The organism is Halioglobus sp. HI00S01 (assembly GCF_001635445.1).
Classification (GTDB): domain Bacteria; phylum Pseudomonadota; class Gammaproteobacteria; order Pseudomonadales; family Halieaceae; genus Halioglobus; species Halioglobus japonicus.
The window spans coordinates 1-218 of sequence record NZ_LWEE01000159.1 but is presented as its reverse complement, the minus strand read 5'-3'; the positions used below and the strand labels follow the sequence as shown (position 1 = coordinate 218).

The window sequence follows — 218 nt, the reverse complement described above, 5'->3', positions numbered from 1 at the left end:
AGATTGCCGGCCACTTGCGCAATGTGCTCGAGCAGGAGATGGTCAGCTTTGAGGACCCGGCCCTGTACCTGCTCGGTCGCGCGGCCTCGGGCAGTATGCGCGATGCCCTGAGTTTGACGGATCAGGCAATCGCTTTTGGTTCGGGCAAGCTGGTGGAGAGCGATGTTCGCGCCATGCTGGGTACGGTGGATCTCACCTTCGTCTACCAGATGCTGGAA

Annotated in this window: 1 pseudogene; it reads left to right on the top strand. The window is 60.6% G+C overall.

Features of this window, described 5'->3' with window-relative positions:
* Window positions 1–218, top strand: a pseudogene (locus tag A3709_RS23865) (DNA polymerase III subunit gamma/tau); the annotation flags it as partial.